The sequence below is a fragment of the Achromobacter xylosoxidans genome, assembly GCF_014490035.1.
Taxonomy (GTDB): domain Bacteria; phylum Pseudomonadota; class Gammaproteobacteria; order Burkholderiales; family Burkholderiaceae_B; genus Achromobacter; species Achromobacter bronchisepticus_A.
On the sequence record NZ_CP061008.1, the window covers coordinates 1,414,222 to 1,434,418 of the forward strand.

Consider the following 20,197-nt stretch of genomic DNA (forward strand, 5'->3'; position numbering starts at 1 on the left):
CAGAAATGCAAAAAAGCTCCGGAAACCGGAGCTTTCTATGGCTGGCAAGGCTAGCGCGCTTGCGAACTGCGTGATGTGCTTGGCGGAGCGGACGGGGCTCGAACCCGCGACCCCCGGCGTGACAGGCCGGTATTCTAACCAACTGAACTACCGCTCCGCAGCGGTTTACTCTGACTTCTTCAATGCACTGCGGTGTCAAGGCAGTTTGGTACTACATGCCAGAAAGACTGGCGTCCCCTAGGGGATTCGAACCCCTGTACTCACCGTGAAAGGGTGATGTCCTAGGCCTCTAGACGAAGGGGACCTGAACAAAACAGAACAACTTTACTACCGTACTGCTTACTGGTGGAGGTAAGCGGGATCGAACCGCTGACCTCTTGCATGCCATGCAAGCGCTCTCCCAGCTGAGCTATACCCCCCAGGATCCTCGATGTCCCAAACTTCAGACAACAAGGTCTCACACTATATAAAGCAAAAAAGCCCCGAAAACGGAGCTCTTGAAAGACTCTGAGCGAGAGCTTTTGGCGGAGCGGACGGGGCTCGAACCCGCGACCCCCGGCGTGACAGGCCGGTATTCTAACCAACTGAACTACCGCTCCGCAGCGGCGTACTCAACTACATTGTCACTTCAACTGCATCACTACATACTGCTGCCAGAAGAACTGGCGTCCCCTAGGGGATTCGAACCCCTGTACTCACCGTGAAAGGGTGATGTCCTAGGCCTCTAGACGAAGGGGACTTGGACTTGCAAACTGGTACTGCATCCTTCGCCGTTGACTGGTGGAGGTAAGCGGGATCGAACCGCTGACCTCTTGCATGCCATGCAAGCGCTCTCCCAGCTGAGCTATACCCCCGTCTTTCTAATCAACCCGTTCAACGTTTTACGAAATCGAACACACGTTTTACCGAGTGCTTTTTCGTAGTTCGTTGCCGGTTTTGTTTAGTGCCGTTGGCGAAGAAACGAGATTATGCACGAACTAAATTTGGTGTGCAAGTCGCTTGGCGGCAAAAAGCAAAAAAGTCGGGAAAAAAAGGGGGGTGGAAGGCGATTTTCGCCCGATTTTGCTCTTTTTTTTGCTCAGGGCGGGCCAGCATGATTGATGCAGAAATCAAGTAAATCAAAGACTTGTGAGAATGGTATCGTGAGCGAAAAATTTTTTCGCCGATCCGGAGAATTTTCTGCGCCGGACCCGCACGCACGGACATCGCCATGAGCAGCAAGACTTCGTTTCCCACGCGGCCGCTGGGCCAGAGCGGCATGGACATCACCCGCATCGGGCTGGGCGCCTGGGCCATCGGCGGCAGCGGTTGGGCGGTGGGCTGGGGGCCGCAGGACGATGCTGATTCGGTGGCGGCGATCCGCCGCGCCGTCGAGCGCGGCATCAACTGGATCGACACCGCCGCGGTGTACGGGTTGGGGCATTCCGAGGAAATCGTGCGCCGGGCGCTGGCGCAGATGACGCCGGACGCCCGGCCTTACGTGTTCACCAAATGCGGCCTGACCTGGTCGGCGGAGCAGCCCCAGGCGATGCCGCGGCGCACCGGCGCGCCAGCCAGCATCCGGCGCGAAGTCGAAGACTCGTTGCGCCGGCTGGGCGTCGAGCGCATCGATCTCTATCAGATGCACTGGCCGGCGGGCGACGGCACGCCCCTGGAGGTGTACTGGCAGGAACTGCTGGATCTGAAGCAAGAGGGCAAGGTCAGGGCGGTGGGTCTGTCCAACCACAATCTCGCGCAACTGCAGCAGGCCGAAATGCTGGGCCACGTGGATACGCTGCAGCCGCCGTTTTCGGCCATTCAGCGCGCCGCGGGCGCGGAGCTGATTCCGTGGTGCGAGCGCAATGGCACGGGCGTGATCGTCTACAGCCCGATGGGGTCCGGCCTATTGACCGGCGCCTTCAGCGTGGAACGCGCCCGCGCCTTGCCGGCGGATGATTGGCGCGCGCGCAACGCGGAATTCGCCTCTCCGGGCATCGAACGCAACCTGGCGCTGGCCGATGCGTTCAAGCCCATCGCCGAACGCCACGGCGCAACGGTTGCGGCGGTAGCAGCGGCCTGGACCCTGGCCTGGCCGGGCGTGACGGGCGCGATCGTGGGCGCCCGCAACGCGGCCCAGGTGAATGGATTGCTGGGCGCGGCGTCGCTGGAACTGGATGGCGAGGATATGGACGCCATCGCGGACGCGATCGAGCGCACCGGCGCCGGCAGCGGGCCGCTGCGCCCGCCCGAGGAGAGCGGCGCGCTGCCGGCCAATCTGTTCGCCTGAAGACGCCTCAGGCGCGGCGCGTCTTGCGGCCGCTGCCGAACGCGGCGATGAGCGCCAGGCCGATCAGGGCCAGCGCCGTCTTGTCGCCGAAGCGCGCGTAGGGCGTCAGCCCCGTCATGCCTTGCACGGCCACCGGCAGCACGCCGGCCTGCAGCGGCGCGAGCTGGGCCGCGACGCGGCCCTTGGCGTCAATGGCGGCGGTGATGCCGGTGTTGGTGGAGGTCAGCATCGGCCGCGCCGTTTCCATGGTGCGCAGGCGGCCGATCTGCAGATGCTGGCGCAAGGCCCAGGAGTCGCCGAACCAGCCCAGGTTGCTGACGTTCACCAGTATGGTCGCGCCCGGTTCGCCGTTGGGGCCGGGCTGCAGCGCGGGCAGCAGGTCGGGTCCGAACAGGTCTTCGTAGCAGATGTTGAATGCGATGTGCTGGCCGCCGACGGCGAAGGGCGTCTGCCGCACCGCGCCGCGGTCGAAGTCGCCCAGCGGAATGTTCAGCATGTCCACGAACCAGTGGAAGCCGGGCGGCACGTATTCGCCCCAGGGCACCAGGTGGCGCTTGTCGTAGCGCATGGCGGTGCTGCCGGCCACGAGCTGTTCGACCGGGGTATTGCCGTCAAAGCCCATGACGCTGTTGGTGTAGCGGTCGCGGCCGTCGACGCGGTCGTGCAGCGGCACGCCCATGGCGATGGTGGCGTTGCGCTGGGCGGCCAGGTCGCGCCAGACCGCCCAGACGCGCGGATCCAATTGGTCCTGGAAAATCGGCAGCACGGTTTCCGGCAGGATGATCAGCTGCGGCGCGGGCACGCCCGGCGCCGGCGGCATGGCGGCCAGGTCCAGGTGGCGCGTCAGGCTCTGGTCGAGCAGGGCGGGGTCGAATTTCTGGGATTGTCCGATGTTGCCCTGGACCAGGCGCACGTTCAGCGGATCGCCGGACGGCGTGGACCAGTCGATGCGGGACAGCGGCCAGCCGGCGGCGGCCAGGGCCAGCGCGATGCCGGCGGCCAGGGCGTGGCGCGAGCCGGTGCCGCTCTTGCGCGAGGGCTGCCACAAGCTGGCGAGGGCCGCGGCGACGAAGGCGGCCAGGAAAGCCATGCCATGCACGCCGAGCAGCGGCGCCCAGCCGGCGATGGGACTATCGACCTGCGCGTAACCGATGTTGAGCCAGGGAAAGCCGGTCAGCAGCACGGCGCGCAGCCATTCGAACGCGGCCCACATCGCGGCCCAGGCCAGCGTGCCCGACAGGATGCGGGAGGGCGGAGAGCCCGGCTCCAGCGGCGCGTAGCGGCGCGCCAGCGCGCTGGCGGCGGCCGGGAACAGGGCCAGGAAGGCCGACAGCGCCAGCACCGCGGCCACGGCCAGCGGCGCGGCCAGGTCGCCGTAGCGGTGCAGGCTGATGAAAATCCAGTACAAGCCCAACGAGTAGCTAGCGAAGCTGAACAGCCAGCCGCGCAGCCAGGCCTGCTTGGCCGAAGGCGCGTACAGGGTGACGCGCGCGGCGATGGCCAGCATCAGGACCTGGGTCACCGCCAACGCCCAATCCGGCAGGGGGCCGGGCGAGAACGTCAAGGCGTGCGCGGCGCCCGCCAGCACCAGGCCGGCGGCGCCGCGCAGATTACGGCTGCGCGGGGTTTGGGTCATGCTTCGTCGGAGGGGCGGGAGGCTTGGGACGGGGCGTTGCGCTTGACGCGCAGCCAGATGGCGCGGCGCGCGTCGCCGCGGGCCACTTCCAGGCGCAGGCCGTCGAATTCGGCGGTGTCGCCGCGGCGCGGGATGCGGCCCAGCTGTCCGCCCATCCAGCCGCCGACGCTGTCGTACTCGTCGTCGGGCAACTGGCAGCCGAACACTTCATTGAAGTGCGAGATGTCGGTGGCGGCCAGGACGCGCCACTGGTTTTCGCCTTCGGGGAAGATCGAGTCTTCCTCGGTTTCGTCGAATTCGTCTTCGATGTCGCCAACGATCTGTTCCAGCACGTCTTCCATCGTGACCAGGCCGGAAATGCCGCCATGCTCATCGATGACGATGGCCTGGTGGTTGCGGCTGGCGCGGAACTCGTGCAGCAGCACGTTCAGGCGCTTGGATTCGGGGATGAACACCGCGGGCCGCACCAGCGTGCGCACTTCGATGCCGGGTTCCAGCATGCAGCGCAGCAGATCCTTGGCCAGCAGGATGCCGATGATGTTGTCGCGGTCGCCCTCGTAGACGGGGAAGCGCGAGTGGGCGGTCTCGATGACCGAGGCCACCAGGTAGGGGATGGGCTGCGTGACGTCCAGCAGATCCATGCGCGAACGCGGGACCATGATGTCGCCCACGGTGCCTTCGGACACGGCGAGCGCGCCCTTGATCATCTTGTAGGATTCCGCGTCGAGCAGCTGGCGTTCGTGCGCGGCTTCCAGAACGGCCTTGATGCCTTCGCGGTCCTCGGGCTCGCGGCGCACGAGGGAAAGCAGGCGGTCTAGAAGGGATTTGGCGGCGGGTTTGGAGGAGCGAGCAGGCGTCGCTTCGGGAGCAGGGTAAGGGTCAGACATCGTCCGGGAGGACAAGTTATGGAGGGGCCAGCATAACCGATACTGGCCTGCAATTTGTAACGGCGGTCCCCAAAATGAGGGGAACCGCCGCCATCTGCGCCTTGCTGGACGCCATTTTCAGCCAATTTCTCAGGGTTGACCCGAGTGCCGCGTCATGCCTCGACGTAAGGATCGGCGATGCGCATGGCGGCCAGCGTGGCGGTCTCCAGGGCTTCCATGCGCTTGGCGTCGCGGGCCTTGATGTGGTCGTAGCCCAGCGCGTGCAGCACGCCGTGGATGGTGAGGTGGGCGGCGTGGTCCAGCAGCGCCTTGCGCTGTTCGCGGGCCTCGCGCACCAGCACCGGCACGCACATGACGATGTCGCCGCGCGCAACGCCCAGCGGATCCACGCCATATTCGAAGGTCAGCACATTGGTGGCGTAGTCGCGGCCGCGAAAGTCGCGGTTCAGGCGCCGGCCTTCGGCCGCGCCGACCAGCCGCAGGCTCAGTTCCGCGGCCGAAAACGTGACCAGGCCGTCCTCGGCCGCGCCCGCCAGCGCGCGTTCGGCCCAGCGGCGCAGGCGCCAGCGGGGCAGGCGGGCTTCCTCGACGCCGTATTGCACGGACAGGGACAGTTCAGGCTTCATCTTCGGCGGCGCGGTCGTAGGCGTCGACGATGCGGGCGACCAAGGGATGGCGCACGACGTCTCGGCTGGTGAATCGGGTGGTGGCGATGCCTTGCACGTCGTGCAGCACCTTCACCGCATGCGCCAGGCCGCTATCCTGGCCGCGCGGCAGGTCCACCTGCGACGGGTCGCCGGTGATGACCGCCTTGCTGCCGAAGCCGATCCGCGTCAGGAACATCTTCATCTGTTCCGGCGTGGTGTTCTGCGCCTCGTCCAGGATGACGAAGGCATGGTTGAGCGTGCGGCCGCGCATATAGGCCAGCGGCGCGATTTCGATGGTTTGCTTTTCGAACAGGCGCTGCACCTTCTCGAAGCCCATCAGGTCGTACAGCGCGTCGTACAGCGGGCGCAGGTACGGGTCGACCTTCTGCGCCAGGTCGCCGGGCAGAAAGCCCAGGCGCTCGCCGGCTTCGACCGCGGGACGCGTCAGCACCAGGCGCTGCACCGTGTCGCGCTCCATCGCGTCGATGGCGCAGGCCACGGCCAGCCAGGTCTTGCCGGTGCCGGCGGGGCCGACGCCAAAGGTGATGTCGTGCTTGAGGATGTTGTTCAGGTAGTCGCGCTGGCGCGGCGTGCGCGGACGCAGGTCGCTGCGCTTGGTGCGCAGGGCGATGCTGTCGCTTTCGTCGTCCAGGGCGGGCAGCGGGTCGGCCTCGCGGGCCTGCTCTTCCTTCAGTTCCTGTTCCTGCCGCCCGACGCCGATCTCCACCAGCCCGAGCTGGATGTCGTCGACCGACAGGGCGCGGTGCACGGCCTGCTCGTGGAAGCGGCGCAGTATCCGGCCGGCCAGCTCCGCCAGTTCGCCTTCGATGGTGACGCGGCTGCCGCGGCGCGAGAGCTTGACGTTCATGCCGTCGGCCAACTGCCGCAGGTTTTCGTCCAGCGGGCCGCAGAGGTTGGCCAGATGGGTGTTGTCGCCGTCCAGGGTGACGACGATGGGCATGCTGCGACGGGCGCGGGAGCGGGGAGTGGTCATTCGGCCTCTTGGGGAGTGCGGTCCACGTCGGCGACCCGGGCGCGCAGCGAATTGGTGTGCGCTTCGGTGATGATGACGTCGACCATTTGTCCGATGAGCCGCGCGGGCGCGGCGAAGTTCACGATGCGGTTGTTCTCGGTGCGGCCCATCAGCTCGTTCGGGTCGCGGCGCGAGGGGCCTTCGACCAGCAGGCGCTGGCGCGTGCCGACCATGTTGCGGGCGATCGTGGCCGCCTGCTCGTTGATCAGCGCCTGCAGGCGCTGCAGGCGGCGCAACTTCACGTCCTGCGGCGTGTCGTCGTGCAGGTCGGCGGCGGGCGTGCCCGGGCGGCGCGAATACACGAACGAGAAGGAGGTGTCGAAACCGACGTCCTCGATCAGCTTCATGGTCTTTTCGAAGTCTTCCTCGGTTTCGCCGGGGAAGCCCACGATGAAGTCCGAGGACAGCGTCAGGTCCGGGCGGGCGGCGCGCAGGCGGCGCACCACGGACTTGAATTCCAGGGTGGTGTAGCCGCGCTTCATGGCCGCCAGCACGCGGTCGCTGCCGGCCTGCACCGGCAGGTGCAGGAAGGACACCAGCTTGGGCAGGCGGGCGTAGGCGTCCACCATGCGCTGGGTCATTTCCTTGGGGTGCGAGGTGGTGTAGCGGATGCGCTCGATGCCCGGGATTTCGTGCACGTATTCCAGCAGCATGGCGAAGTCGGCGATCTCGTCGCTGTCCGTCATGCGGCCGCGGTAGGCGTTGACGTTCTGGCCCAGCAGCGTCACTTCCTTCACGCCCTGGTCGGCCAGGTCGGCGACTTCCACCAGCACGTCCTCGAAGGGGCGCGAGACTTCCTCGCCGCGCGTGTAGGGCACGACGCAGAAGCTGCAGTACTTGCTACAGCCTTCCATGATGGAGACGAACGCCGTGGCGCCGTCCACGCGGGGCGGCGGCATGTTGTCGAACTTTTCGATCTCGGGAAAGCTGATGTCCACCTGCGAGCGGCCTTCGTCGCGGCGGCGCTTGATCAGGTCCGGCAGGCGGTGCAGCGTCTGCGGACCGAACACCACGTCCACGTAGGGCGCGCGCTTGACGATGGCTTCGCCTTCCTGGCTGGCCACGCAGCCGCCCACGCCGATCACCAGGTTGGGATTGGTTTTCTTCAGGTGCTGCACCCGGCCCAGGTCCGAGAAGACCTTTTCCTGCGCCTTCTCACGCACCGAACAGGTGTTGAAGAGGATGACGTCGGCGTCTTCGGGGTTGTCGGTCAGCTCCAGGCCCTGGTCGCCGCGCAGCACGTCGGCCATCTTGTCCGAGTCGTACTCGTTCATCTGGCAGCCGAAGGTGCGGATGTACAGCTTGCGGGGGGAGCCGGCGTCGGCGGCGGGGAGGGCGGCGTTGGCGCCGTCGGGCGCGGCGTCGGCGCGCTTGAGGGTAGTTTCTTGCATGATGGTCGCCGTGACGGGTGTAGATCCCGGGGGCAGAATGGTAGGAAACCCGGGATTTTAACCCTTGCCCGAATTTGCTTCTTGGTCTGGCGCGCGCAGGCCGTTACGATAGCGTGCCGGGCTGATTCCACAGTCCAGAATATTTCTCATTTCCCGACAGCGGTACCGATGAACAGCAACCCCCTGACGCCTTCGGCGGCCGCTCCCGTATCCGACGCCGCGGCCGGTTCCGCGCCCGACCAGTTCCGCAACCCGTTTTCCGCTCTGACCTGGGTGCTGCTGGGCTGCGCGCTGGCGCTGGCCGCCAGCGCCTGCGCGTTATGGGTCGACCTGCCGTTGGCGGTGTGGATCAAGCAGTCGGTGTCCGAAGGCGTGAACGAATCCTTCGAATGGATCGGCGAACTCGGCGAAAGCGGCCCCTATATCGGCGTGGCGCTGGCCTTCTACGTGATCGGCCTGGTCGGCCTGGCGCGCGGCTGGCGCAACCCGGTGCGCATGAGCTACGCCAGCATGGCGCGCGGCAGCCTGCTGATGCTGTCGACCATGGCGGTCGGCGGGCTGGTGGTGCTGGTGCTCAAGCGTTCGGTGGCGCGGGCGCGCCCCGAGCTCTTCTTCGAGAAGGGCATCTACGGGCTGGGCGAGTCTTTCTCCCGTGCCCAGCTGTACAACTCCTTCCCTTCCAGCCACACCTATGCGGCATTTGCCGTGGCGGTGGTGCTGGGCATCCTGGCGCCGCGCTGGCGCTGGGTCTTCCTGCTGCTGGCGGCGCTGGTGGCGATGAGCCGGCTGGTCAACCTGGACCACTATCTGTCGGACGTGATGACGGCCGCGGGTATCGCGGTGCTGGTCGGGCACGTATTGGCGCCCCGGGTGCTGGGCGCCAGCTACCAATGGCCTCTGCGCGCGCCCTGGCGCTGGTGGAAGAAGTAAGCCTGGTCCAGGCGGCCGGCCATGAGCCGGCTTCAGGCGGCGGCTTACGCGAAGTTCACCACCACGCGCCGGTTCGTGCGGCTTTTCTTTTCGATCTTGGTGACTGCTACGGCGCCGATTTCGCCCGTGTTGGCCACGTGCGTGCCGCCACAGGGCTGGCGGTCCACGCCGGGGATCTCGACGATGCGTATGCTGGCCGTGCCTGCCGGGGGCGCGGCGCCGATGGTGCGCACCAGATCGGGTTGCGCGGCCAGTTCCTCGGGCGTGATGCAGTTGATGCTGACGCCGGTACGGGCGTCGATCAGGGCGTTCAGGCGTTCGGTCAGGTCGGCCTTGTCCAGCGTGGATTCGGGCAGGTCGAAGTCGATGCGGGCGGAATCGGGCGAAATATTGCAGCCGGTCACCGGCGCGGGCACCAGCGAGCCCAGCAGGTGCAGGCAGGTATGCAGGCGCATGAGGCGGTGGCGCCGCGGCCAGTCGATGGCCACCGAAACGCGCTCGCCCACTTGCGGCGCGATGTCGCCTTCCAGCACGTGCAGGATGCGCTTGCGGTCTTCGGCGTAGACGGTGTCGGTGAGCGCCAGTGCGCGGCCGTCGGCCAATGTCAACGTGCCGCTGTCGCCCGCCTGGCCGCCGCTGCGCGCGTAGCAGACGGTCTCGTCCAGTTCGACGCCCTCGGGGCTGACCGCGATCACGGTGGCCTCGCACCGGTCCAGATAAGGGTCTTCGTCGAAACGCTTGCGGGTGGAATGCATGTAAAGGGTCTCCGGATGTTCTGGGTTTTTTTGCAAGGCGGGGCGGACAGTCAGGCCAGGATCTTCAGGCCGTCGGCTGTTTCGATCTGCGCGCTCAGGCGCGGCGGGCCGTCAGTCTGTTCCAGCTGGATCAGGTGGTCCGCGCCCAGCCAGGCCAGCCCCTGGCGCAGCAGTCCGGCCTGCGGATGGCTGCCGGAAAGTTGCTTGAGGACGAGGTCCTGGCGCGGCAGGCTGACGCCGGGGTAGTCGGCCACGTCCCACTGGATCAGCGTGGGCAGCAGGCCGTCGCCAGCCGCGTGGCCGGCTTCGCGCCAGGCGGGCAGGCTGCCATCGTCCGGCACCGTCAGCCGCCAGCGCAAATGGCCGCGCTCCATGGGGATGGCGGGAGGAATGCGCGCGGGATGCTCGGCCTGCATGCGGGTCAGATCCTGCGGCGCTTCGACCCGTGCCGCCCAATGCGCCAGGTAGGGGCCCTGGGCGATGCGGGCGCGGACGGCGTCCTGATCGAGCCCGAACCAGCGCGGCCGCGCAGGCGCCGGGGCCTGCGGATCGATGGCAATGACTTCAAGGTAGATGCCGCCGGCCATGCCCAGCACCCGGTTGTGGGTGCCCATGCGCGGATGCGCGCCGCCGCCCGAGGGGGCGATGCCGAGCAGTCCGGCGACGTATTCGGCGCCGCTGTCCAGGTCCGCGGCGGCGATGACGAGGTGATCGATGACGAGTTTCATGGTGCGGCTATGGTAGCGAATCCGCGCGGATCCGTACCCGTACAGCGCGACGGGGGGCGGCGGTACAGTGTCAGACGCCCAGGTCCCGGCGCTTCAGCACCCGGTCTATCAAGCCCCATTCCAGCGCTTCTTCCGCGCTCATGTAGCAGTCGCGGTCCAGTGTGCGCTCGACGTCTTCGTAGCTGCGTCCGCAGTGCTGGGCGTAGACGCGCGTGACGCGGTCCTTGGTCCTGCGCATTTCCTCGGCGTGGATGAGCACGTCCGAGGCCTGGCCCTGGAAGCCGCCCAAAGGCTGATGCACGTGCACGCTGGCATTGGCCAGCGCGCATCGTTCGCCGGGTTCACCCGCCATCAGCAGGAACGAGCCCATGGAGCGCGCCGTACCCATGCACAGCGTGTGCACCGGCGCGGTGATGAACTGCATGGTGTCGTACATGGCCAGGCCGCTGGTGATGACCCCGCCAGGAGAGTTGATGTAGAGATGGATGGGCTTGGTCGGGTTCTCGGATTCCAGGAACAGCAGCTGGGCGCAGACCAGCGCCGACACCGAGTCGTTGACTTCGCCGTTCAGGAAGATGATGCGGTCGCGCAGCAGCCGCGAATAGATGTCGAAGGACCGCTCGCCGCGGCCGGATTGCTCGACCACCATGGGTACGTATTGCATCACGTCCTGCATGGACGAATCTCCTGGGTTGCGATTGCCTTGCGCTTGGGCCGGGTTCAGGCGGCGCGCATGAGGAAGGGGCTGGCGTCGTTGGCGGCGAGGCGCCCGCGGCGCTCCAGCCGCGCGTCGTCCAGCGCGTGGATGATGCGCAGGAGCGTGCGGCCGTCGGCGACGGGCCGGATCTGGAAGGTCACCAGGCTTTCGAGGAAAGGCGGTTCCTCGTCGCGCATGCGGTATCGGATTTCTTCAGCTGGCGTCGCGTCCGCGGGTTCGGCGCTGGCCAGCGCCCGTCCAGGCAGCCATTGTTCGCGGAATTCGGGGATGCTGATGGCGCGCCAGACTTTTTCGGGCGGCGCGTCGAGTTCGTATTCGAGCACGATGTCCTGGGGCGGGTCTTGCGGCGCGGTCGGCTTCATTGGTCCATGTCCTTGAGCAGGGCGTTCAGGGCTTCGATGCGGGCCGGCCAGTAGGCGCGGTACTTCGCCAGCCATCCGGCAATGAGCGCGAGTCCGTCGGGGTCGACTTCATAGTTCACGAAACGGCCTTGTTTTTCCTCGCGCACCAGGCGCGCCTTGCGCAGCACGGAAAGGTGCTGCGACATGGCTGGCTGGCTGATCTCCATGCCCACGCGCAGGGCGCTGGCGTTCATGCCGCCGGTGGCGAGCTTTTCGAAGATGGCGCGGCGGGTCGGATCGGCCAACGCCTTGAAGATGTCGTTCTCGAGCATGACAATACATTAGTCAATACTTATGTATTGGTCAAGCGGAAGGCATCCTGTGCGCGTCCGCGAACCGTTTGCGATCGCGGCTGGCACAATGGCGCCGGACCTGCAGCCGGGAGCGATGCCGTGGCTTTTCTTTTATTCCCCGTCTTGTTCGCGGCCAGCCTGCTGATCAGCCTGGCGGCCAGCGCCGTGCACGGCCGCCGTCATGGTTGGACGGCCCCGGCCACGCGGCGGTGGCTGTTCGTGGCGGGATGTCTTGTGCTTTCGTATCTGGGCGGCCTGGCGCTGGTCATTCATGACCCGTATTTCGACGACAACGGGGTGCCTGAATTCATTCCGTGGCGTTTCCGCTGGACCTGGGCCTGGCTCTACGCCGGCTTGCTCCAGTTCGCCGTGGTTCCCGGCGGTCTGGCCCTGCGGTTCCTGGCCAGGCGCAAGGCGGCAAGCGCCGCGCAATAAAAAACCCGCCGCAATGCGGCGGGTTTCTCTTCAAGCGGAAACGGATCAGGCGGCTTCGCCTTCCTCGCCTTCCTTCTTGACCGGCTTGACCAGGTCTTCGCGCTTGACGCCCAGCCACATGGCCAGGGCCGCGGCCACGAACACCGACGAGTAGATGCCGAACCAGATGCCGATGGTCAGGGCCATGGCGAAGTAGTGCAGGGTGGGGCCGCCGAAGAACAGCATGGCCAGCACCATCATCTGCGTGGAACCGTGGGTGATGATGGTCCGCGAGATGGTCTGCGTGATGGCGCTGTTGATGACTTCGTGCACGTCCGCCTTGCGGTACTTGCGGAAGTTTTCGCGGATCCGGTCCATGATGACCACGGATTCGTTCACGGAGTAGCCCAGCACCGCCAGCACGCCCGCCAGCACCGACAGCGAGAATTCCCACTGGAAGAAGGCGAAGAAGCCCAGGATGATCACCACGTCGTGGAGGTTGGCGATCACGCCGGCGACGGCGAACTTCCATTCGAAGCGGAAGCCCAGGTAGACCATGATGCCGATGACCACGACCAGCAGGGCCATCAGGCCGTTGTGCAGCAGCTCCTGGCCCACTTGCGGGCCCACGAACTCGACACGGCGCAGCTCGACGCCGGAATCGGCGGTCTTCAGCGCGGCCATGACGGTTTCGCTCTGGGTGGCCGAGGTCTGGCCTTCCTGCAGCGGCAGGCGGATCATGACGTCGTGCGAGGTGCCGAAGTTCTGCACCTGGAAGTCGGTGTAGCCCAGCTTGGAGACCACGCCGCGCACGTTTTCAAGCTGCGCCGTCTGAGCGTAGTTGACTTCCATGACCGTGCCGCCGGTGAATTCGATCGACAGGTGGAAGCCGCGCGTGACGATGAAGAAAACAGCCGCCAGGAATGTGACGAGACTGATGATGTTCAGCACCAGCGCGTGGCGCATGAACGGGATGGTGCGGTGAATACGGAAAAATTCCATTTTTCGCCTTAGGCTTTATCTGTGGCGGGCGGCCGGGCCGCCCGCGCTCATGTTCAGTTGGTCTTCGGTTTCCAGACTTCACCGATGGAGATCGACGTGAGCTTCTTCTTGCGGCCGTACCAGAGGTTGGCCAGCGCGCGCACGCCCACCACCGACGAGAACATCGAGGTCAGGATGCCCAGCACGTGCACCACCGCGAAGCCCCGGATCGGGCCCGAACCGAAGGCCAGCAGCGCCAGGCCCACGATCAGCGTGGTGAGGTTCGAGTCGAGAATGGTGCCCCAGGCGCGCTCGAAGCCATGATGGATGGCCTGTTGCGGACTGGCGCCGGCGCGCAACTCTTCCCGTATCCGTTCGTTGATCAGCACGTTCGAGTCGATGGCCATGCCCAGCGTCAGCGCGATTGCCGCGATGCCCGGCAGGGTCAGCGTGGCCTGCAGCATGGACAGCAGCGCCAGCAGCAGCAGCACGTTCATGGTCAGGCCGATCGTGGAGAACACGCCGAACAGGTGGTAGTACAGGATGATGAAGGCGGCGATGGCCAGGAAGCCGTACAGCGTCGAGTAGAAGCCCTTGGCGATGTTGTCCGCGCCCAGGCTCGGGCCGATGGTGCGTTCCTCGATGATGGACATGGGCGCAGCCAGGGCGCCGGCGCGCAGCAGCAGCGCGGTGTCGGCGGCCTCTTCGGAGCTCATGCTGCCCGAGATCTGCACCTGGCCGCCGGCGATTTCGCCGCGGATGACCGGAGCCGTGACCACTTCGCCCTTGCCGTTTTCGAACAGCAGGATGGCCATGCGCTTGCCGATGTTGTCGCGGGTGACGTCGCGGAAGATGCGGGCGCCCTTGGAGTCCAGCGTCAGGTGGACCGCGGCCTGCTGGGTCTGCGAGTCGCGGCCGGGCTGGGCGTCCTGCAGGTTTTCGCCGGTCAGGATGACCTGGCGGCGGACCAGGATGGGACGGCCGTCGCGGTCGTTGTAGCGTTCAAGGCCGAAAGGCACGCTGCCGCCCAGCAGCGCGGCCTGCGCGGCGGGGGAGTCGTCGACCATGCGGATTTCCAGCGTGGCGGTGCGGCCCAGCAGTTCCTTGGCCTTGGCCACGTCCTGCACGCCGGGCAGCTGCACCACGATGCGGTCGGCGCCTTGCTGCTGGATGACCGGTTCGGCCACGCCCAGTTCGTTGATCCGGTTATGCAGCGTGTTGATGTTCTGCTTGAGCGCGGAGTCCTGCACGCGGGTGACGGCGGCCGGGTTCAGCGCGGCCATCAGCAACGGCTTGCCGTTTTCCGTGCGCTCGGTGAACTCCAGGTCGGGCAGGCGGCTGCGCAGGGTGGAGATGGCGCGGTCGCGGTCGTCGGTGTCGGCGAAGGTGGCGGCAATGGCCAGGCCCGAGCGTTCGACGCCGGCCACGTTGACCTTCTGGTCGCGCAGCACGGAGCGCACGTCGGCGGCCAGGGAGTCGTAGCGGGCGGTCAGGGCGCCCTGCATGTCCACTTGCAGCAGGAAGTGCACGCCGCCGCGCAGGTCCAGGCCCAGGTACATCGGCTTGGGCGCGAACCAACCCAGGGCGCGCATCCAGGCGGGCGAGGCGGGCAGCAGGTTCAGCGCGACCGTGTAGTGGGGGTCGCCGGCGACGGTGTTGAGGGATTTGTCGATCAGGTCGCGCGCCTGCAACTGCAGGTCGGTCGACGTGAAGCGGGCGCGCACGGTGCCGAGCGTGCCGTTCTGTTCGTAATAGACCCCTTCATTGGGGATCTTGGCGTCGGTCAGGATCTGTTCGACCCGGCTCAGCATGGCGGGATCGACCTTGATCGTGGCCTTGGCGCTGGAAACCTGGACGGCCGGGGATTCGCCGTAGAAGTTGGGAAGCGTGTACAGCAGGCCGATGATGACCGCGACCAGGACCGTAATGTACTTCCAAAGGGGATAGCGGTTCATTGCCGGCTACTTCATGTAAAAGTGATGAAAGGGCCGCCCGGGCGACAAGCGCGGCGGGCGGCGACAGGGCCATCAAGCAACAGGAGCCCGATGGGGGCTCCTGTGGGACGCTTACAGGGCCTTGATGGTTCCCTTGGGCAGCACGGTCGAGACCGAGGACTTCTGCATGATCACTTCGACGGGCTTGTCGGCCAGTTCGGAGACTTCGACGGTGACGTAGCTGTCGTTGACCTTGGTGACCTTGCCGAGCATGCCGCCGGCGGTGACCACTTCGTCGCCCTTGGCCAGGGCGGCGATCAGGTTGCGGTGTTCCTTCTGGCGCTTCATCTGGGGACGGATCATCAGGAAGTAGAGGATCACGAACATCAGGATGATGGGCAGCATGCCCATCAGCGCGTTACCCTCGGGGGCTGCGGCCTGAGCCACGACGAGGCTGGCGGTATCGATAACGGACATTGAATTCTCCTGCGTTTAGTCTGTTTGGGTGTTTGTATCTAGTGTTTTTATGCGCCCATCCCCGCGCGAGCCATGGATAGGGCAAGCCGACTATTGTATATAGGTCCTGAAATTCTAATCCACCCCCCGCGCCCGGTCTGCCGCGAACTGCGCGCGCCAGGCGTCGAAGCGGCCTTCGGCGATGGCTTCGCGCATTTCCTTCATGATGGTCAGATAGAAATGCAGGTTGTGCAGGGTGTTCAGGCGCGCGCCGGTGATTTCATTGGCGCGCTGCAGATGGTGCAGGTAGGCCCGCGAGAAATTCGCGCAGGTATGGCAGTTGCAGCTGGGGTCCAGCGGGCGGGTGTCGTCGCGGTACTTGGCGTTGCGGATCTTGACGTCGCCAAAGCGCGTGAACAGCCAGCCGTTGCGGGCGTTGCGGGTCGGCATGACGCAGTCGAACATGTCCACGCCGCGGCTCACGCCTTCGACCAGGTCTTCCGGCGTGCCCACGCCCATCAGGTAGCGCGGCGCCTGGGCCGGCAGCTTGGGCGTGACGTGCGCCAGGATGCGCATCATGTCTTCCTTGGGCTCGCCGACCGACAGGCCGCCGATGGCGTAGCCGTGGAAGCCGATGTCCTGCAGCCCGGCCAGGGACTCGTCGCGCAGGGCTTCGTACATGCCGCCCTGGACGATGCCGAACAGGGCGTTGGGGTTCTGCAGGCGGTCGAATTCCTCGCGCGAGCGGCGGGCCCAGCGCAGCGACATGCGCATGGAGCGGGCCGCTTCTTCGACGGTGGCGGGGCGGCCGTCGATTTCATAGGGCGTGCACTCGTCGAACACCATGACGATGTCGGAATTCAGCGAGCGCTGGATGCGCATGGATTCTTCCGGCGTCAGGAACAGCCGCGCGCCGTCGATCGGGGAAGCGAACTTGACGCCTTCCTCGGTGATCTTGCGCATACCTTGCAGGCTGAACACCTGGAAGCCGCCGGAGTCGGTCAGGATGGGCTTGTCCCACTGCATGAAGCCATGCAGGCCGCCGTGCTTTTCCATGATTTCCGTGCCTGGGCGCAGCCACAGGTGGAAGGTGTTGCCCAGCACGATCTGCGAACCGATTTCCTTCAGTTCGTGCGGCATCATGGCCTTGACGCTGCCATAGGTGCCAACAGGCATGAAGATGGGCGTCTCGACCACGCCGTGGTTCAGCGTGATGCGGCCGCGGCGGGCGCCGCCGTCGGTGGCGAGCAGTTCGAAATTCAGTCCGGTCATGGGGCGGGGGACTCGATAAACATGGCGTCGCCATAGCTGAAGAAGCGGTAGCGCTCGGCGACGGCGTGGGCGTAGGCGCGGCGTATGGGTTCTACGCCGGCCAGCGCCGACACCAGCATCAGCAGGGTCGACTGGGGCAGGTGGAAGTTGGTGACCAGGGCGTCGACGACGCGGTACCGGTAACCGGGGGTGATGAAGAGGCGGGTGTCGCCCTGGGCGGCGGCCAGCGGCAGGCCGAGGGCGGTGCGCCCTTCGGTCTGGGCGGCGGCGGATTCCAGGGCGCGCACGCTGGTGGTGCCGACGGCGATGACCCGGCCGCCGCGGCTGCGGGCGGCGGCGATCGCGTCGACCGTGGCTTGCGGCACGGTGAACCATTCGGCGTGCATGATGTGATCGGCCAGATTGTCCACGCGCACCGGCTGGAAGGTACCCGCGCCCACGTGCAGCGTGACGAAGGCGCGTTCCACGCCCATCGCCGCCAGGCGATCCAGCGTGGGCTGGTCGAAGTGCAGGCCGGCGGTGGGCGCGGCCACCGCGCCGGGTTCGCGCGCGTAGACGGTTTGATAGCGTTCGTCGTCGCCGCTGTCGGCCTCGTGCGTGATGTAGGGCGGCAGCGGCGTCGCGCCGTGCGCGTCCAGCAGATCCAGCACGGGGCCGGGAAAGCGGATGTCGAAGAGTTCGCCTTCGCGGCCCAGCACGGTGGCGTCGAAGGCGTCGGCCAGGCGCAGCACCATGCCCGGACCGGGCGACTTGCTGGCGCGCACGTGGGCCAGGACGCGGTCGGGTTCGGTGATGCGTTCGACCAGCACTTCGATCTTGCCGCCGGTGATCTTGTGGCCGTTCAGGCGCGCCTTGATGACGCGGGTGTCGTTGAAGATCAGCAGGTCTTGCGGACGCAGCAGCGAGGCCAGGTCGGCGAACTGCCGGTCGTGCAGCTGGCCGGCGCCGTCCAGGTGCAGCAGGCGGCTGCCGGTGCGTTCGGCGGCGGGCGCCTGGGCGATGAGCTCGGGCGGCAGTTCGTAATTGAAATCGGCAACGGTGAGGGACTGGGTCACGCGGCTATCCGTCCGGCAAGGGCGGCAAAAAGAGGGCGAAAACGGGCCAGGCGGGCCCGGGGCAACCCTGTATTGTAAAGCGGCCGCAGGATCGGGCTGCCCGGCCGGGGGACGGATGGCCGCTCCGGCTGCGTTCAGCGCGCCGGGCTCCAGCCCAGCCGGCGCGAGCAATCCGCCGCCGCCGCCGTCAGCGCCCGCACCGGTTCGCCGTCGGCCGACAGGTCGAATCCCCCGTGCAGTCCCAGGCTGGTGATGGCGCCGGCCAGATGGCCCTGCGCATCCAGCACCGGCACCGAGGCCGAATTGATGCCGTGCAGCAGGTGGCCGCTGACGCTGGCGTAACCGCGCTTGCGGGTCGCCTGCCACTGGCGGCGCAGCGCGGCGGCCAGATCGGCGGGCGGTTCCGCCGCATCCAGCATGCGGGCGGCCTCGGGATCATGCGCTTGCAGCGCCTCCCATTCGGACAGTGCCCGCGGCAGGGCCAGGGCCTCGGGCAGCCAGGCGGCGAAGACCCGGCCGGTGGCGCTGTTGAGCAGCGGCAGCACCGAGCCCACCCGCACGTTGACCGTCACCGGCAGTCGCGCGTCGCGCCATTGCACGATGGTGGGGCCGTGCTGGCCCCATACCGCGATGAACACGGTCTGGCCGATGGCGGCGCTCAGGCCGTCCAGGCTGCCGGCCGCCAGTTTCACGAAATCCACTTCGGCCAGCGCCGCCAGTCCGGTGTGCAGCGCCTGCGGGCCCAGCCGGTAGCGGGCGCTGGCCGCGTCCTGTTCCACATAGCCGCGCCGCTCCAGAGACACCAGGTAGCGGTGCACCTTGGCGCGCGGCATGTCCAGGCTGCGGCCCAGCTCGGACACGGACAGGGCGCCGCCCAGTTCGGCCAGCCGGGTCAGCACGTCCAGGGCGATTTCGGCTGATTGGATCCCCGTGCTGCTATCTGTTGACATGAGTTTGTCTCTTATTAGAATACGTGTATCACTAAAAAATACAGCGCTTGCCAGTCACTGGCAACGTGGAGACCAGCAAGAACGCAGCCGCGCCGCGCTGCGAGGCCGTGCGGACAAACCCGCAGCGGGCCCCCCGAGGTGCCCGCCCGCCGGGTTCCCCGCCGTATAAACAGAGTTCCACGCCGTAGCGGATCGGCGCAAAGCATAAGACATCCGCGTATCCAAGGAGACTCCGCATGACCCCTCGTCGTACCCTCATGGCCGCCGCGCTGGCCGCCCTGCTGGCAGCGGGCGCCACGCCCGCGCTGGCCCAGGTGAAAATCGGCGCCACGCTGTCCACCACCGGTCCCCAGGCCTCGCTGGGCATCCCCGAACGCAACACGATCAGCCTGCTGCCCACCGAGATCGGGGGCGTCAAGGTCGAGTACGTGGTGCTGGACGACGCTTCCGACACCACCCGCGCCGTCAGCAATTCCCACAAGCTGATCTCGGAGAACAAGGTGGACCTGATCGTCGGGTCCACCACCACGCCCAACACCATGGCCATGCTGGACACGGTGGCCAGCGGCGCCACCCCGGTGATCACGCTGGCTTCTTCGGCGCGGCTGATCGAGCCGGTCGACGACAAGCGCCGCTGGGTGTTCAAGACGCCGCACTCCGATTCGCTGATGGCCGAGGGCATCGCGCGCCACGCGGCGGCCAATGGCGTGAAGAAGCTGGCCTTCATCGGCTTCAACAACGCGCTGGGCGAGACCTTCTGGGTGGAAATCGAGAAGGCGGCCAAGAAGCACGGCATCGAGGTGGTGGGCAAGGAAGCCTTCGCGCCCACCGACACGTCCGCCGTGGCCCAGACCCTGAAGGTGATCGGCGCGGCGCCGGACGCCGTGGTGGTCGGGGCCTCCGGCACGCCCGCCGCGATGCCGGCGCGGGCGCTGCGCGAACGCGGCTACAAGGGCAAGATCTACTTCAACCACGGCGTGGCCAACAACGACTTCCTGCGGGTCTGTGGCGACGCCTGCGAGGGCGCCTGGGTGCCGGTGGGGCCGGTAATGGTCGCCGACCTGCTGCCGGACACCAACCCCGTCAAGTCCACCGCCCAGGCCTTCGCCAAGAAGTATGAGGCGGCCAACGGCGCGGGCAGCGTGTCCCTGTTCGCCGCCTACACCTGGGACGTCGGCCTCCTGCTGCAGCAGGCCATCCCGGTGGCGCTGAAGACGGCCAAGCCCGGCACGCCCGAATTCCGGGCGGCGCTGCGCGACGCGCTGGAGAACGTCAAGAACCTGCCCACCGCGACAGGCGTGGTCAACATGAGTCCCACCGACCACAACGGGCTGGACGAGCGGGCGCTGGTGATGGCGACCGTGGCTTCGGGCAAGTGGCGCCTTCAAAAATAAAGCGCTCCACGGGAGCGCTTGCAGGCCCGCGCCGCCCGCAAGCGCCCCAGGTTTTG

The 20,197-nt window shown here is 66.7% G+C and carries 21 protein-coding genes and 6 tRNA genes; 4 read left to right on the top strand and 23 right to left on the bottom strand.

Annotation, left to right across the window (positions count from 1 at the left end; all coding sequences use genetic code 11):
* Positions 1-80 precede the first annotated feature (80 nt).
* The 7 genes from IAG39_RS06545 to IAG39_RS06575 form a co-directional block, all read right to left on the bottom strand.
* A tRNA-Asp gene (locus IAG39_RS06545) sits at positions 81-157 on the bottom strand.
* A 71-nt stretch (positions 158-228) separates the two neighbouring features.
* A tRNA-Glu gene (locus tag IAG39_RS06550) sits at positions 229-304 on the bottom strand.
* Positions 305-343: 39 nt separating this feature from the next.
* Positions 344-419, bottom strand: a tRNA-Ala gene (locus tag IAG39_RS06555).
* A gap of 103 nt (positions 420-522) precedes the next feature.
* A tRNA-Asp gene (locus IAG39_RS06560) sits at positions 523-599 on the bottom strand.
* 64 nt (positions 600-663) lie between these two features.
* A tRNA-Glu gene (locus tag IAG39_RS06565) sits at positions 664-739 on the bottom strand.
* 39 nt (positions 740-778) lie between these two features.
* A tRNA-Ala gene (locus IAG39_RS06570) sits at positions 779-854 on the bottom strand.
* A 112-nt stretch (positions 855-966) separates the two neighbouring features.
* Positions 967-1,212, bottom strand: a complete 246-nt coding sequence (locus IAG39_RS06575) for a hypothetical protein (protein ID WP_124260388.1) — start codon at positions 1,210-1,212, stop codon at positions 967-969.
* Between IAG39_RS06575 and IAG39_RS06580 the strand changes: the two genes are divergently transcribed.
* Positions 1,211-2,266 (top strand): aldo/keto reductase, encoded by a 1,056-nt coding sequence (locus IAG39_RS06580; protein ID WP_118933855.1) that lies wholly within the window; start codon positions 1,211-1,213, stop codon positions 2,264-2,266. The genes IAG39_RS06575 and IAG39_RS06580 overlap by 2 nt on opposite strands.
* 7 nt (positions 2,267-2,273) lie before the next feature.
* Here the strand turns inward: IAG39_RS06580 and lnt are convergent, their stop codons facing one another.
* The 5 genes from lnt to miaB all read right to left on the bottom strand — a co-directional run bounded on the left by lnt (position 2,274) and on the right by miaB (position 7,860).
* Positions 2,274-3,902, bottom strand: a complete 1,629-nt coding sequence (gene lnt, locus IAG39_RS06585; RefSeq protein ID WP_118933856.1) for an apolipoprotein N-acyltransferase — start codon at positions 3,900-3,902, stop codon at positions 2,274-2,276.
* Positions 3,899-4,789 (bottom strand): HlyC/CorC family transporter, encoded by an 891-nt coding sequence (locus tag IAG39_RS06590; RefSeq protein ID WP_118933857.1) that lies wholly within the window; start codon positions 4,787-4,789, stop codon positions 3,899-3,901. Before IAG39_RS06590 ends, lnt begins: the two co-directional genes overlap by 4 nt.
* A gap of 152 nt (positions 4,790-4,941) precedes the next feature.
* A complete protein-coding gene (gene ybeY / locus IAG39_RS06595; protein WP_059380240.1) occupies positions 4,942-5,415 on the bottom strand; it encodes an rRNA maturation RNase YbeY in 474 nt (157 codons plus the stop codon).
* A complete protein-coding gene (locus IAG39_RS06600) occupies positions 5,405-6,430 on the bottom strand; it encodes a PhoH family protein (protein ID WP_059380239.1) in 1,026 nt (341 codons plus the stop codon). Before IAG39_RS06600 ends, ybeY begins: the two co-directional genes overlap by 11 nt.
* Positions 6,427-7,860 carry a tRNA (N6-isopentenyl adenosine(37)-C2)-methylthiotransferase MiaB gene (gene miaB, locus IAG39_RS06605; protein ID WP_118933858.1) on the bottom strand — a complete coding sequence of 478 codons (1,434 nt, stop codon included), beginning with the start codon at positions 7,858-7,860 and terminating at the stop codon, positions 6,427-6,429. Before miaB ends, IAG39_RS06600 begins: the two co-directional genes overlap by 4 nt.
* 168 nt (positions 7,861-8,028) lie before the next feature.
* Between miaB and IAG39_RS06610 the strand changes: the two genes are divergently transcribed.
* On the top strand, positions 8,029-8,790 hold the full coding sequence (locus IAG39_RS06610) for a phosphatase PAP2 family protein (RefSeq protein WP_118933859.1): 762 nt from the start codon (positions 8,029-8,031) through the stop codon (positions 8,788-8,790).
* Between the two features lie 44 nt (positions 8,791-8,834).
* Here IAG39_RS06610 and IAG39_RS06615 read toward each other — a convergent pair whose 3' ends face one another.
* The 5 genes from IAG39_RS06615 to IAG39_RS06635 form a co-directional block, all read right to left on the bottom strand.
* Complete coding sequence (locus IAG39_RS06615; RefSeq protein WP_118933860.1) at positions 8,835-9,545, bottom strand: alanyl-tRNA editing protein; 711 nt, start codon at positions 9,543-9,545, stop codon at positions 8,835-8,837.
* 50 nt (positions 9,546-9,595) lie between these two features.
* Positions 9,596-10,273, bottom strand: a complete 678-nt coding sequence (locus IAG39_RS06620; protein ID WP_118933861.1) for a VOC family protein — start codon at positions 10,271-10,273, stop codon at positions 9,596-9,598.
* 70 nt (positions 10,274-10,343) lie between these two features.
* Positions 10,344-10,949 carry an ATP-dependent Clp protease proteolytic subunit gene (locus IAG39_RS06625; RefSeq protein ID WP_054451559.1) on the bottom strand — a complete coding sequence of 202 codons (606 nt, stop codon included), beginning with the start codon at positions 10,947-10,949 and terminating at the stop codon, positions 10,344-10,346.
* Positions 10,950-10,993: 44 nt separating this feature from the next.
* Entirely contained in the window at positions 10,994-11,353 is a 360-nt protein-coding gene (locus IAG39_RS06630; protein ID WP_118933862.1) for an SRPBCC domain-containing protein, read from the bottom strand.
* Positions 11,350-11,664: an ArsR/SmtB family transcription factor gene (locus IAG39_RS06635; RefSeq protein ID WP_118933863.1), complete on the bottom strand. Its 315-nt coding sequence runs from the start codon at positions 11,662-11,664 to the stop codon at positions 11,350-11,352. Before IAG39_RS06635 ends, IAG39_RS06630 begins: the two co-directional genes overlap by 4 nt.
* Before the next feature lie 120 nt (positions 11,665-11,784).
* Between IAG39_RS06635 and IAG39_RS06640 the strand changes: the two genes are divergently transcribed.
* On the top strand, positions 11,785-12,120 hold the full coding sequence (locus tag IAG39_RS06640; RefSeq protein WP_124260389.1) for a hypothetical protein: 336 nt from the start codon (positions 11,785-11,787) through the stop codon (positions 12,118-12,120).
* 45 nt (positions 12,121-12,165) lie between these two features.
* On the opposite strand, the gene secF is transcribed toward IAG39_RS06640, so the two are convergent.
* The 6 genes from secF to IAG39_RS06670 all read right to left on the bottom strand — a co-directional run bounded on the left by secF (position 12,166) and on the right by IAG39_RS06670 (position 18,747).
* A complete protein-coding gene (gene secF, locus IAG39_RS06645; protein ID WP_054451555.1) occupies positions 12,166-13,101 on the bottom strand; it encodes a protein translocase subunit SecF in 936 nt (311 codons plus the stop codon).
* A gap of 53 nt (positions 13,102-13,154) precedes the next feature.
* A complete protein-coding gene (gene secD, locus IAG39_RS06650; RefSeq protein WP_059380232.1) occupies positions 13,155-15,035 on the bottom strand; it encodes a protein translocase subunit SecD in 1,881 nt (626 codons plus the stop codon).
* Positions 15,036-15,146: 111 nt separating this feature from the next.
* Positions 15,147-15,491, bottom strand: coding sequence for a preprotein translocase subunit YajC (yajC, locus tag IAG39_RS06655; protein ID WP_054451553.1), 345 nt, complete (start codon positions 15,489-15,491; stop codon positions 15,147-15,149).
* 114 nt (positions 15,492-15,605) lie between these two features.
* Positions 15,606-16,742, bottom strand: coding sequence for a tRNA guanosine(34) transglycosylase Tgt (gene tgt, locus IAG39_RS06660; RefSeq protein ID WP_118933865.1), 1,137 nt, complete (start codon positions 16,740-16,742; stop codon positions 15,606-15,608).
* On the bottom strand, positions 16,739-17,797 hold the full coding sequence (gene queA, locus IAG39_RS06665) for a tRNA preQ1(34) S-adenosylmethionine ribosyltransferase-isomerase QueA (RefSeq protein WP_118933866.1): 1,059 nt from the start codon (positions 17,795-17,797) through the stop codon (positions 16,739-16,741). Before queA ends, tgt begins: the two co-directional genes overlap by 4 nt.
* A 134-nt stretch (positions 17,798-17,931) precedes the next feature.
* The gene (locus tag IAG39_RS06670; RefSeq protein ID WP_059380229.1) at positions 17,932-18,747 is read right to left on the bottom strand and encodes an IclR family transcriptional regulator; all 816 of its coding nucleotides are present in this window, start codon (positions 18,745-18,747) and stop codon (positions 17,932-17,934) included.
* A 236-nt stretch (positions 18,748-18,983) separates the two neighbouring features.
* Here IAG39_RS06670 and IAG39_RS06675 point away from each other — a divergent pair, with 236 nt between their 5' ends.
* The gene (locus IAG39_RS06675) at positions 18,984-20,141 is read left to right on the top strand and encodes an ABC transporter substrate-binding protein (protein WP_059380228.1); all 1,158 of its coding nucleotides are present in this window, start codon (positions 18,984-18,986) and stop codon (positions 20,139-20,141) included.
* Positions 20,142-20,197: the final 56 nt, after the last annotated feature.